Annotated in this window: 13 protein-coding genes and 1 pseudogene; 11 read left to right on the top strand and 3 right to left on the bottom strand. The window is 72.1% G+C overall.

Annotated elements, in window-relative coordinates; translation table 11 throughout:
- The first annotated feature begins 30 nt into the window (after positions 1–30).
- On the top strand, positions 31–1146 hold the full coding sequence (alc, locus tag GRC12_RS09020) for an allantoicase (protein WP_208778659.1): 1116 nt from the start codon (positions 31–33) through the stop codon (positions 1144–1146).
- Positions 1147–1272: 126 nt separating this feature from the next.
- Here alc and GRC12_RS09015 read toward each other — a convergent pair.
- Positions 1273–1377: pseudogene (locus GRC12_RS09015) on the bottom strand (oxidoreductase); the annotation flags it as partial.
- Between the two features lie 120 nt (positions 1378–1497).
- On the opposite strand from GRC12_RS09015, the gene GRC12_RS09010 reads away from it, so the two are divergent.
- The 3 genes from GRC12_RS09010 to GRC12_RS09000 all read left to right on the top strand — a co-directional run bounded on the left by GRC12_RS09010 (position 1498) and on the right by GRC12_RS09000 (position 3549).
- Positions 1498–2307 (top strand): AIM24 family protein, encoded by an 810-nt coding sequence (locus tag GRC12_RS09010; RefSeq protein ID WP_208778658.1) that lies wholly within the window; start codon positions 1498–1500, stop codon positions 2305–2307.
- 95 nt (positions 2308–2402) lie between these two features.
- Positions 2403–3029: a dihydrofolate reductase family protein gene (locus tag GRC12_RS09005; RefSeq protein ID WP_208778657.1), complete on the top strand. Its 627-nt coding sequence runs from the start codon at positions 2403–2405 to the stop codon at positions 3027–3029.
- A 133-nt stretch (positions 3030–3162) separates the two neighbouring features.
- Complete coding sequence (locus GRC12_RS09000; protein ID WP_208778656.1) at positions 3163–3549, top strand: ribonuclease domain-containing protein; 387 nt, start codon at positions 3163–3165, stop codon at positions 3547–3549.
- A gap of 1 nt (position 3550) precedes the next feature.
- Here GRC12_RS09000 and GRC12_RS08995 read toward each other — a convergent pair whose 3' ends face one another.
- Entirely contained in the window at positions 3551–3751 is a 201-nt protein-coding gene (locus GRC12_RS08995) for a hypothetical protein (RefSeq protein ID WP_208778655.1), read from the bottom strand.
- Between the two features lie 168 nt (positions 3752–3919).
- Here GRC12_RS08995 and GRC12_RS08990 point away from each other — a divergent pair, with 168 nt between their 5' ends.
- From GRC12_RS08990 to GRC12_RS08980, 3 genes are all read left to right on the top strand, one after another.
- Positions 3920–5173 carry a sensor histidine kinase gene (locus GRC12_RS08990; RefSeq protein ID WP_208778654.1) on the top strand — a complete coding sequence of 418 codons (1254 nt, stop codon included), beginning with the start codon at positions 3920–3922 and terminating at the stop codon, positions 5171–5173.
- Positions 5174–5216: 43 nt separating this feature from the next.
- Positions 5217–5897 carry a response regulator transcription factor gene (locus GRC12_RS08985; protein ID WP_133041774.1) on the top strand — a complete coding sequence of 227 codons (681 nt, stop codon included), beginning with the start codon at positions 5217–5219 and terminating at the stop codon, positions 5895–5897.
- Between the two features lie 71 nt (positions 5898–5968).
- A complete protein-coding gene (locus GRC12_RS08980; RefSeq protein WP_208778653.1) occupies positions 5969–7153 on the top strand; it encodes a cytochrome P450 family protein in 1185 nt (394 codons plus the stop codon).
- A 469-nt stretch (positions 7154–7622) separates the two neighbouring features.
- Here the strand turns inward: GRC12_RS08980 and GRC12_RS08975 are convergent, their stop codons facing one another.
- Positions 7623–8645, bottom strand: a complete 1023-nt coding sequence (locus tag GRC12_RS08975; protein WP_208778652.1) for a Gfo/Idh/MocA family protein — start codon at positions 8643–8645, stop codon at positions 7623–7625.
- Between the two features lie 130 nt (positions 8646–8775).
- Between GRC12_RS08975 and GRC12_RS08970 the strand changes: the two genes are divergently transcribed.
- From GRC12_RS08970 to GRC12_RS08955, 4 genes are all read left to right on the top strand, one after another.
- Complete coding sequence (locus GRC12_RS08970; protein WP_208778690.1) at positions 8776–9513, top strand: GntR family transcriptional regulator; 738 nt, start codon at positions 8776–8778, stop codon at positions 9511–9513.
- A gap of 130 nt (positions 9514–9643) precedes the next feature.
- Positions 9644–10792, top strand: a complete 1149-nt coding sequence (locus GRC12_RS08965) for an ROK family glucokinase (protein WP_208778689.1) — start codon at positions 9644–9646, stop codon at positions 10790–10792.
- On the top strand, positions 10789–11370 hold the full coding sequence (locus tag GRC12_RS08960) for a sugar kinase (protein WP_208778651.1): 582 nt from the start codon (positions 10789–10791) through the stop codon (positions 11368–11370). Before GRC12_RS08965 ends, GRC12_RS08960 begins: the two co-directional genes overlap by 4 nt.
- A gap of 100 nt (positions 11371–11470) precedes the next feature.
- Positions 11471–11731, top strand: a 261-nt coding sequence (locus tag GRC12_RS08955; protein ID WP_208778650.1) for a hypothetical protein, incomplete at its 3' end; no start/stop codon positions are given.

The raw sequence follows: 11731 nt of genomic DNA, 5'->3' as shown, positions 1-11731 counted from the left end.
AGCGGCCGACTCCCGAAAGGCACACACCCCGTGACGGCGATCCCCAGCTTCACCGGCGACGCGAACCCCTACGGCGGCGGCGACCCGTACGCGGACTACCGCACCGCCGACTTCCCCTTCACCCAGTACGCCAACCTCGCCGACCGGCAGCTCGGCGCCGGAGTCATCGCCGCCAACGACGAGTTCTTCGCCCAGCGGGAGAACCTCCTGGTGCCCGGGCCGGCCGAGTTCGACCCCGAGCACTTCGGGCACAAGGGCAAGATCATGGACGGCTGGGAGACCCGGCGCCGCCGCGGCGCGAGCGCCGGGCACCCGTGGCCGACGGCCGAGGACCACGACTGGGCCCTGGTCCGCCTCGGCGCGCCCGGCGTGATCCGGGGCATCGTCGTCGACACGGCGCACTTCCGCGGAAACCACCCGCAGGCGGTGTCGGTCGAGGGCACCTCCGTGCCCGGTTCCCCCTCCCCGGAGGAACTCCTCGGCGACGACGTGAAGTGGACGACCCTCGTCCCGCGCACCCCGGTCGGCGGCCACGCGGCGAACGGCTTCGCCGTCCTGGCCGAGCAGCGCTTCACGCACCTCAGGGTCAACCAGCACCCCGACGGAGGCATCGCGCGCCTGCGGGTGTACGGGGAGGTCGTGCCCGATCCGACGTGGCTGGCGACCCTCGGCACCTTCGACGTCGTCGCCCTGGAGAACGGCGGCCGGGTCGAGGACGCCTCGAACCTCTTCTACTCGCCGGCCACCAACACCATCCAGCCGGGCCGCTCCCGCAAGATGGACGACGGCTGGGAGACCCGCCGGCGCCGTGACCGGGGCAACGACTGGATCCGCTACCGCCTGGCGGCTCAGGCGGCCATCCGCGCCCTGGAGATCGACACGGCGTATCTGAAGGGCAACAGCGCGGGCTGGGCGTCGGTGTCCGTCAAGGACGGCGAGAGCGGCGACTGGACGGAGATCCTCCCGCGCACCCGCCTCCAGCCCGACACCAACCACCGCTTCGTCCTCCCGACCCCGGCGACCGGCACGCACGCACGCGTGGACATCTATCCCGACGGAGGCATCTCCCGACTGCGACTGTTCGGCTCCCTGACACCCCAGGGCGCGTCGGACCTGTCGGCGCGGCACCAGGAACTGGGCGGATAGCACGAGCGCGGGGGCGCGCCGGTCGACCCGCGCGCCGGGGCGCCTCGTGCCCCGCGCGCCGGGGGCGCCCCGCGCGACCGCGGCCCGCACGCGCGTGCGACGCGTCAGGGTCAGCGCTGTACCTCACCGCGCGAGCCGCACCACCGTCGCCGCGCCGATGCCACGGCTGCCCCCGGTGACCAGCGCCACCTTGCCGTGCAGCGCCCCGTAAGTCGTTGTCAGTGTTGTCATGGGGCCCATCCCAGTGGCCGTCACGCGCCGGCGCTGGCGGCCGTCGGACACCGACCTCGCCCCGCCCGGAAGGGCCGGACGAGCCGGAACTCTTCACGGCCCTTCTGGCGTTCCTTCCACGTGACACTTCAGCAAGAGATCGTCGGCAACGCCATGCAGATGGCGGTCGTCAACCTGCAGCCCGGCCAGACCGTCTACTGCGAGGCCGGAAAGTTCCTGTTCAAGACGGTGAACGTGACCATGGAGACCCGCCTGTCGGGTCCGTCGAACGGCGGCCAGCCGCAGGGCGGAGGCGGCGGCATGGGCGGCATGCTGCGCCAGGCCATGGGCACCGCCATGCAGGTCGGCCAGCGCATGCTCGCGGGCGAGTCGATGGCCTTCCAGTACTTCAGCGCCCAGGGCGGCGAGGGCACGGTCGGCTTCGCGGGCGTGCTCCCCGGCGAGATGCGCGCCCTGGAACTCGACGGCACACGCGCGTGGTTCGCCGAGAAGGACGCCTTCGTGGCCGCGGAGTCCACCGTCGACTTCGGCATCGCCTTCCAGGGCGGCCGCACCGGCATGAGCGGCGGCGAGGGCTTCATCCTGGAGAAGTTCACCGGCCGCGGCACGGTGATCATCGCCGGCGCCGGCAACTTCATCGATCTCAACCCGGCCGACTTCGGCGGCCGTATCGAGGTCGACACCGGCTGCGTCGTCGCCTTCGAGGAGGGCATCCAGTACGGCGTCCAGCGCGTCGGCGGCCTCAACCGCCAGGGCATCATGAACGCCGTCTTCGGCGGCGAGGGCCTCTCCCTGGCCACCCTGGAAGGCAACGGCCGCGTCATCCTCCAGTCCCTGACCATCGAGAGCCTGGCCAACGCCCTGAGGAAGGCCCAGGGCGGCGACAAGCAGGGTCCGACGGGCGGCCTCTTCTCGACGAACGCCGGCTGAGCCGCCGTACACGCGCGCGTGAGCGATGAGTTGCGGGGCGCCGCGGGGTCTGAGGTGATGACAACAGACCCCACTGAAGGAAGCAGGCACCCGACATGGGCAAGCTCGTCTCCACCATCTTCGTCACCCTCGACGGCGTCTACCAGGGCCCGGGCGGCCCGCAGGAGGACACCCGGGGCGGCTTCGAGCACGGCGGCTGGAGTTTCGTCTACGGCGACGAAGGCTTCGGACAGTTCATCAGCGAGGTGTTCGAACGCCCCTCGGCGTTCCTCCTCGGCCGCCGTACGTACGACATCTTCGCCGGGTACTGGCCGAAGGTGACCGACCCGGCCAACCGCGTCGCAGCCCAGCTGAACGCCCTGCCGAAGTACGTCCCCTCGGCCACCCTCACCGACCCCTCGTGGTCCGGCACCACCGTGCTCGGCGGTGACCTCGCCAAGGAGGTCTCCGCGCTCAAGGAGCGCACCGACGGCGAGATCCAGGTGCACGGCAGCGGCGCCCTCGTGCGCTCCCTGCTCTCGCTCGACCTGCTCGACACCGTGCACCTGGCGACGTTCCCGGTGGTCCTCGGTTCCGGCCTGCGCCTCTTCCCGGAGGGCTCCGTGCCGACGAAGTTCCGCCACACCGGCGGACGTGTCACCCCCGCCGGCGTCTCCATCCAGACGTACGACGCGGCGGGCCGGCCCGAGTACGGCTCCTACGAGCTTCCGGAGAACGCCTGACCGTACGCGGTGTGGGGACCGTGTGGCGACGCGCGGCCCCACGTTAACGCGCGGAAAACTCATCCGACGCCACGGCAAAATCCACGGAGTTGTCATTGACATGCCACGGTCTACGCGCGTCATCATGAGGGGCATGAGAATCCCCCCACGCGCCACTCGCATCGGTGCCGCAGCCGCTCTCGTGTCCGCCCTCCTCGTCGGCGGCGCCGTCACCGCCACGCCGGCGTCCGCCGCCGTCGGCAGCATCTGCTACGGCGACCTGCCCTCCCAGGCGTACGACACGCTCGACCTGATCGCCTCGGGCGGCCCCTTCCCGTACTCGCAGGACGGCGTCGTCTTCCGCAACCAGGAACACGTCCTGCCCAGCCAGCCGTCCGGGTACTACCACGAGTACACGGTCAAGACGCCGGGCTCCTCCACGCGTGGGGCCCGCCGCATCGTGACCGGTGAGGAGTACCAGGAGGACTACTACACCTCCGACCACTACGCCACGTTCGACCTGATCGACTTCGACTGCTGAGTCAGCCGGACTTCCGGCTCTCCGCCGCGGCGAACAGCGCGAACGCCAGGACCAGCAGGGCGACGCTCGCGTAGACCCCGTAGCCGTCGAGGAATCCGAGCCGCCGCACGAGGCCCGCATGCCAGTGGGTGAACTCGTCGACCAGGCCCAGCACGCCCTGCACCAGTGCGAGAAAACCGAGAACCTCCAGTAGCCGTTTCATGGCACGACCCTCGCCCCGCGGTCCCCCCACACACATCGGCCGCGGGGCGAGCCATGTCCGACCGAAGGACCCCCTCGCGGGCCCGCACGCGCCGAAAGTCTGCGGCGGTGCGACTTTGGTCGGCGATCGCCCGCACGGAGGGGTGCACGGCGCTCCGGCTGCGTAGATTTGTCGACCGTGAGCGATGACGAACCGGCGCGGATCGTGGGGCGCGGATGGCTGTTTCCGTCCGCCGTCCTCCATGAACTCGACCCCGACGCCGGGCGGAGGGGGCGCTCCGGGCGGCCCCGGCGCACCGCCCGCGACTGGGTCGTCGACTTCACCTGCTTCCTGCTCGCCGTCGTCATCGGTCTGGCGGCCGCGGACACCCTCTCCCACGACCAGCACACCCCGCACTCCCTGGCCGTCCTGGACCAGTTGCTCGGCGCCCTCGCCTGCGGCGCGGTCTGGGTGCGGCGCCGCTGGCCGCTCGGGCTGGCCGTCGCCATGATCCCCGTCGGCCTGCTGTCGAACACGGCGGGCGGCGCGGCCATGATCGCCCTCTTCACGCTCGCCGTGCACCGGCCCTTCCGGTACGTCGGCTGGATAGGCGGCATCCAGCTGGCACTGGTCCCGCTGTTCTTCTGGATGCGCCCCGACCCCGACCTGCCGTACGCCGGAGCGGTCGCCTTCACCGAGCTGCTCACCCTCACGGTGATCGGCTGGGGCATGTTCGTACGGTCCAAACGGCAGCTCATGGTGAGCCTGCGGGACCGGGCCCGGCGTGCCGAGACGGAGGCCCGGCTGCGGGCCGAGCAGGCGCAGCGGCTGGCCCGGGAGGCCATCGCCCGGGAGATGCACGACGTCCTCGCGCACCGGCTGACGCTGCTGAGCGTCCACGCGGGCGCCCTGGAGTTCCGCCCCGACGCACCCCGCGAGGAGGTCGCGCGGGCGGCCGGCGTCATCCGGGAGAGCGCCCACGAGGCACTGCAGGACCTGCGGGAGATCATCGGCGTGCTGCGCGCCGGCGAGCCCGACGAGGCGGGACGTCCCCAGCCGACGCTCGCCGCGCTCGACGCGCTGGTCGCCGAGTCCCGGGAGGCCGGCATGAAGGTCACCCTGGCCGGCCGGGTCGCCGACCCGGCCGCCGTGCCCGCCTCCGTCGGCCGCACCGCCTACCGCATCGCCCAGGAGGGCCTCACCAACGCCCGCAAGCACGCCCCCGGCACGGAGGTCACCGTCGAGGTCGAGGGCGCCCCCGGAGACGGACTCGTCGTGACCGTGGGCAACCCCGCCCCCGAGGGGGACGTCCCGTCCGTCCCCGGGTCCGGGCAGGGCCTGATCGGACTGACGGAGCGGGCCACGCTGGCCGGCGGCCGGCTGGAGCACGGGGTGCGCAAGGACGGCGGGTTCCAGGTGCGGGCATGGCTGCCCTGGGCATGACTTCACCCGATGAGCCGATGGCGGATCTGGTTACGTAAGCCCCATGACTGCGATCAGACTGCTGCTCGTCGACGACGACCCCCTGGTGCGGGCCGGACTGTCCCTGATGATGGGCGGTGCCGACGACATCGAGATCGTCGGCGAGGCCGCCGACGGAAGCGAGGTCGAGGCGCTCGTCGACCGCACCCGCCCGGACGTCGTCCTCATGGACATCCGGATGCCGTCGGTCGACGGGCTCACGGCCACCGAACGGCTGCGCGCCCGCAAGGACGCCCCGCAGATCGTGGTCCTCACCACCTTCCACGCCGACGAACAGGTGCTGCGCGCCCTGCGCGCGGGTGCCGCCGGGTTCGTCCTCAAGGACACCCCGCCCGCCGAGATCGTCGACGCGGTGCGCCGGGTCGCGACCGGCGACCCGGTGCTGTCGCCGACCGTCACCCGCCAGCTGGTCGAGCACGCCGTGGGCAACGCCGCCGACACGCGCCGCACGCGCGCCCGCGCGCGCATCGCGCTCCTCAACGACCGCGAACGCGAGGTCGCCGTCGCGGTCGGCCGCGGTCTCGCCAACGCCGAGATCGCCGCGGAGCTGTTCATGAGCGTCGCCACCGTGAAGACCCACGTCTCCCGCATCCTGGCCAAGCTCGACCTCAACAACCGGGTCCAGATCGCCCTGTTGGCCTACGACGCGGGACTCCTTGAGGAGACCGGCGGCGACGGGCACTGACGGCGGTCGCCGTGCGTTGTCCGGGTACCGGGAGAAAACCGGACGGGGGACGGGGGAGGGCAGGGAAGAGCATGGCGGAGTTGATCGACCTGGGGGAGTTCGGTGACGCCTTCCGCACCGACCCGCACCCCGTCTACGCGCGCCTGCGCGAGCGCGGCCCCGTGCACCGCGTCCGGCTGCCGGGCGTGGACGCCCACCACGAGACCTGGCTCGTCGTCGGGTACGAGGAGGCACGTGCCGCGCTCGCCGACCCGCGGCTGTCCAAGGACGGCAGCAAGATCGGCATGCTGTTCCTGGACGAGGAGCTGATCGGCAAGTACCTGCTGGGCACCGATCCGCCCCAGCACACGCGGCTGCGCTCCCTGGTCTCCCGCGCCTTCACCATGCGCCGGGTGGAGCTACTGCGGCCCAGGATCCAGGAGATCACCGACGACCTGCTCGACGCGATGCTCCCGCGCGGGCGCGCCGACCTGGTCGAGTCGCTGTCCTACCCGCTGCCCATCACCGTGATCTGCGAGCTGCTGGGCGTGCCCGAGATGGACCGCTCGGAGTTCCGGAAGATCTCCACCGAGGCGGTCGCGCCGACCGACTCCGCCAGTGAGCACGCCGCGTTCGTCCGGCTCGCGGAGTACCTCACCGAGCTGATCGAGGACAAGCGCTGCGCCGGCCCGAGCGGCGACCTGCTCAGCGACCTGATCCGCACCACCGCCGAGGACGGCGACCGGCTCTCGGCGGGCGAACTGCGCGGCATGGCCTTCGTGTTGCTCATCGCCGGGCACGAGACGACGGTCAACCTCATCACCAACGCCGTCCACGCCCTGCTCACCCACCCGGACCAACTCGCCGCCCTGCGCGCCGACATGGACCTGGTGGACGGTGTCGTGGAGGAGACGCTGCGCTGGGAGGGACCGGTGGAGAACGCGACCTTCCGGTTCGCCGCCGAGACCCTGGAGATCGCCGGCACGAAGATCGTTCGGGGCGACGCGGTCATGGTCGGCCTCACCGCCGCCGACCGGGACGCCGGCCGCTATCCCGACCCCGACCGCTTCGACCCGCGCCGCGACACCCGCGGCCACCTCGCCTTCGGCCACGGCGTCCACTACTGCCTGGGCGCCCCCCTGGCCCGCCTGGAGGCCCGCACGGCCATACGCACCCTCCTGGAGCGCGCCCCGGCCCTGGCCCCGGACGGCCCACCCGGCGCCTGGCTGCCGGGAATGCTGATGCGGGGGGTCCGCAGCCTGCCGATCCACTGGTGACGCCCCGCCGCCCCCACTCACGTCAAGGCGCTCACCGGAGGGCGTTCGCGCCTGAGCGCTGACCCGAGGGGGCTCCCCAGAGGCGCTCACCGGAAGGCGTTCACCCAGGGGACCACTGGAAGCGCTTACCGGAGGGTGCTGACCGAAGGGGGCTCACCGCAGGCGCTCGCAGGAGGGCGCTCACCGAAAGCCGCTTACGGAGGCGCTCGCCCGAGGGCGCCAGCGGAAGCCGCTCACCGTAACGCGTTCACCCGCGGGTGCTTGCTGGAGGGTGCTCACCGCGGCTGCTCACCGGAAGCGCTCACCAGAACGCGCTCACCCATCGGCGCCCAGCGGAAGCCGCTCACCGGAACGCGCTCACCCGAGGGCACCCAGCAGATGCCGCTCACCGGGACGCGCTCACCCGAGGGCGCTCACCGGGACGCGCTCACCCGAGGGCGCTCACCGGGGCAGCGGTCACCAGAGGTGCTCACCTGAAGGCCGTCTCCACCCGGCCCGGGATCTCCGCCAGCGCCACCGGTCTGCGCTCCCGTCGGGAGACCTCGCAGGCCTCGGCGATGCGGAGCGCCTGCAGGGCCTCGCGGCCGTCGCAGGGGTTGGCCCGGTGGCCCAGGACCACCTCGACGAAGGCGGACAGCTCGGCCTCGTAGGCGGGACCGAAGCGCTCCAGGAACCCCGACCACGGCTTGTCCGCGGCCGGCGGTCCGGTCGGCTCGGTGGACGCGATCGGCGTACGGTCGTCCAGCCCGACCACGATCTGGTCCAGTTCCCCGGCCAGCTCCATCCGTACGTCGTACCCGGCGCCGTTCATCCGCGTCGCCGTGGCCGTGGCGAGCGTGCCGTCGTCCAGGGTCAGCAGCGCCGCGCCGGTGTCGACGTCGCCCGCCTCCCGGAACATCGCGGGCCCGGCGTCGGACCCGGCCGCGTACACGTCGACCACCTCGTGCCCGGTCACCCAGCGCAGGACGTCGAAGTCGTGGATCAGCGTGTCCCGGTACAGCCCGCCGGACAGCGGCAGCCAGGAGGGCGGCGGCGGGGCCTGGTCGGACGTCAGCGCCCGCACGGTGTGCAGCCGCCCGAGCCGGCCCGAGCGCACCGCGTCCCGTGCGCCTTTGTAGCCCTTGTCGAAGCGGCGCTGGAACCCCATCTGCAGAATGGTTCCGGCGGATTCGACCTCGGCGATCGCGCTTAAGGTGCCGGGCAGATCCAGGGCGATGGGCTTCTCGCAGAACACCGGGAGCCCCGAGCGTGCTGCCCGACCGATCAGTTCGGCGTGGGCCGCCGTGGCCGTGGTGATCACCACGGCGTCGACGCCCCACCGGAAGATCTCGTCCACTCCTGGCGCCGCCGTCTCCCCGAGCCGGTGCGCGAGCTCCTGGGCCCGCGCCGGATCCACGTCCGTGAGGATCAGCGAACCCACCTCACGGTGGCGGCTGAGCGTGTTCGCATGAATCGTGCCGATGCGGCCCGTCCCGATGACCCCGATGCGCATGAGAACAAAAGTGGGGCTCCGAGCCGGGTGCTGTCAATGCATATGTCCGGACAATCGAACTACACAACTTCCCGTCAACAACGCCTGGAGCTACGCTCGGCCCGTGCCGAAACCAGAAACGGACCCGACCGTGTCGCTCGAGCTCAGTGTGGACCGCAGCTCTCCCGTGCCGCTGTACTTCCAGCTGTCGCAGCAGCTGGAGGCGGCGATCGAGCACGGCTCGCTCACCCCCGGCAGCCTGCTCGGCAACGAGATCGAGCTGGCCGCACGGCTCGGCCTGTCCCGGCCCACCGTCCGCCAGGCCATCCAGTCGCTCGTCGACAAGGGCCTCCTGGTGCGCCGCCGCGGCGTCGGCACCCAGGTCGTGCACAGCCAGGTCAAACGCCCCCTGGAGCTCTCCAGCCTGTACGACGACCTGGAAGCGGCCGGTCAGCGCCCCGCGACGAAGGTCCTGGTCAACACGGTCGTCCCGGCCACCGCCGAGGTCGCCGCCGCACTCGGCGTCGCCGAGGACAGCGACGTGCACCGCGTCGAACGCCTCCGTCTCGCGCACGGCGAGCCGATGGCACACCTGTGCAACTTCATCCCGCCGGGCCTGCTCGACCTGGACACGGCCCAGCTGGAGTCCACCGGCCTGTACCGCATGATGCGCGCCGTGGGCATCACCCTGCACAGCGCCCGCCAGACCATCGGGGCCCGCGGAGCGACGTCCGCCGAGGCCGACCGCCTCGGCGAGCAGGAGGGCGCACCGCTGCTCACCATGCAGCGCGTCACGTTCGACGACACGGGCAGAGCGGTCGAGTACGGCACGCACACGTACCGCCCGTCCCGCTACTCCTTCGAGTTCCAGCTGCTCGTACGGTCCTGAGGGGCTCGGGGGAGGGTCCGGGTATGTCGCAATGTAAGGGCAACCGGATCACTCCGTGGCGCGCGGGCCGTACCGATGTGCGGCTCCCCGTTCGGCGCCCGCCGTGGGCGTGCGGCACAATCGGGCCTTGATGAGCACCTACGGCAACTTCACCGCCCCCATAGGTTCCCGCCGTGCCCCCGCACTGCGCACCGTCGGCACCCGGGAACGCCGGTCGCACCTGACCGCCCCCCGGGTCCCCACCGTCGGCATCGACATCGGCGGCACCAAGGTGATGGCCGGCGTCGTGGACGCCGACGGCAACATCCTGGAGAAGCTCCGCACGGAGACGCCGGACAAGTCCAAGAGCCCCAAGGTCGTCGAGGACACCATCGTCGAACTGGTCCTGGACCTCTCCGACCGCCACGACGTGCACGCCGTCGGCATCGGCGCGGCCGGCTGGGTGGACGCCGACCGCAACCGCGTCCTGTTCGCCCCGCACCTGTCCTGGCGCAACGAGCCCCTGCGCGACCGCCTCGCGGGCCGGCTCGCGGTGCCCGTCCTGGTGGACAACGACGCCAACTCCGCCGCCTGGGCCGAGTGGCGCTTCGGCGCCGGCCGGGGCGAGGACCACCTGGTCATGATCACCCTGGGTACCGGCATCGGCGGCGCCATACTGGAGGACGGCCAGGTCAAGCGCGGCAAGTACGGCGTGGCCGGCGAGTTCGGCCATATGCAGGTCGTGCCCGGTGGCCACCGCTGCCCGTGCGGCAACCGCGGCTGCTGGGAGCAATACAGCTCCGGCAACGCCCTGGTGCGGGAGGCCAAGGAGCTGGCCGCCGCGGACTCCCCGGTGGCGTACGGGATAATCGAGCACGTCAAGGGGCAGATCGGCGACATCACCGGCCCGATGATCACCGAGCTGGCCCGTGAGGGCGACGCGATGTGCGTCGAGCTGCTGCAGGACATCGGCCAGTGGCTCGGCGTCGGCATCGCCAACCTCGCCGCGGCCCTGGACCCGTCCTGCTTCGTGATCGGCGGTGGCGTCAGCGCGGCCGACGACCTGCTCATCGCCCCCGCGCGCGACGCCTTCAAGCGGCAGCTCACCGGCCGCGGCTACCGCCCCGAGGCCCGGATCGTGCGCGCCCAGCTCGGCCCCGAGGCCGGCATGGTGGGCGCCGCCGACCTCGCCCGGCTGGTCGCCCGCCGCTTCCGCCGCGCCAACCGGCGCCGGGTCGAGCGGTACGAGCGCTACGCGCGCTACACCCAGGCCCGCCGCTCCACCCGGGACACCGCATGACGGCATCCCTGCCGCAGCAGGGCGCGACCGCGGGCGACCCGTCCCAGCCGGCCGAGGCGCGCGGTCACAAGATCCGCCGACGGGCGCTCACCCTGCTCATCATCGGGCTGCTCATCGGTGTCCCGGCCGGCTATCTGGTGATCTCCGCGGCCCAGAGCCGCGACAGCGGCAAGGACAAGGAGGCCAAGTACGCGGCGACCGGCCTCACCAGGGACTGGCCGTCTAAGGTGCAGCGCCGCCTCTACCAGGTGCCGATGCCGCACCCCTCGGGCATGGTCGCCTCCTACGAGACCAACAACTGGAAGACCAGCCGGCTCTACGTCCAGTTCCAGACGCCCGTGCGCAACCTCGACGTCTTCCTCCACGACATGGGCGTCACCCGCGCCGATCTGAAGAAGGACGACATCACGATCAGCGCCCGCGACCAGAAGATCACCGGCTGGATCTTCACCCGCCCCGGCCCCTGGTACGGCCTCACCCACAAGCAGAAGAGCCCGAAGCCGACGCAGGACGTCGTGGTGAACCTGGCCGACCCGCGCAACCCGTTCTTCTACGTCGTCTCCCGCACCGTTCCGTAGCGAGGGCCGCCCCGCCGGGGTCGCCGGGGCCGATTGTCAGAGCCCGCCCGTAGAGTCGAAGACGTCTGATCCGACACACGGGCGGGAGGTGACAGGTCGTATGCGTGCGACGGCTGCGGTGGCCGAGCGGGAGCGAGAGCGGGAGCGGGGGGACGCGGGGGCGCCGGTCCCCGTCCGGCTCGCGGCGGTCTTCCTGCCCGCGCCCCTGCCCCGGGACGGCCGCGTCGCCTTCTGGGACCCCGACGGCGGCCCCCTGCCCGCCGAGGACACCGAGCTCACGGTCGTACGACGGCACGGCGCGGGCGTACGACGTCGGACCATCCCCGCCCTGACCCTGCCGGTCGGCGAGGCCCTGCCCCTC

The sequence above is a fragment of the Streptomyces griseorubiginosus genome (genome assembly GCF_017614965.1).
Taxonomy (GTDB): domain Bacteria; phylum Actinomycetota; class Actinomycetes; order Streptomycetales; family Streptomycetaceae; genus Streptomyces; species Streptomyces griseorubiginosus_B.
This window is presented reverse-complemented; position numbering and strand designations above follow the sequence as displayed.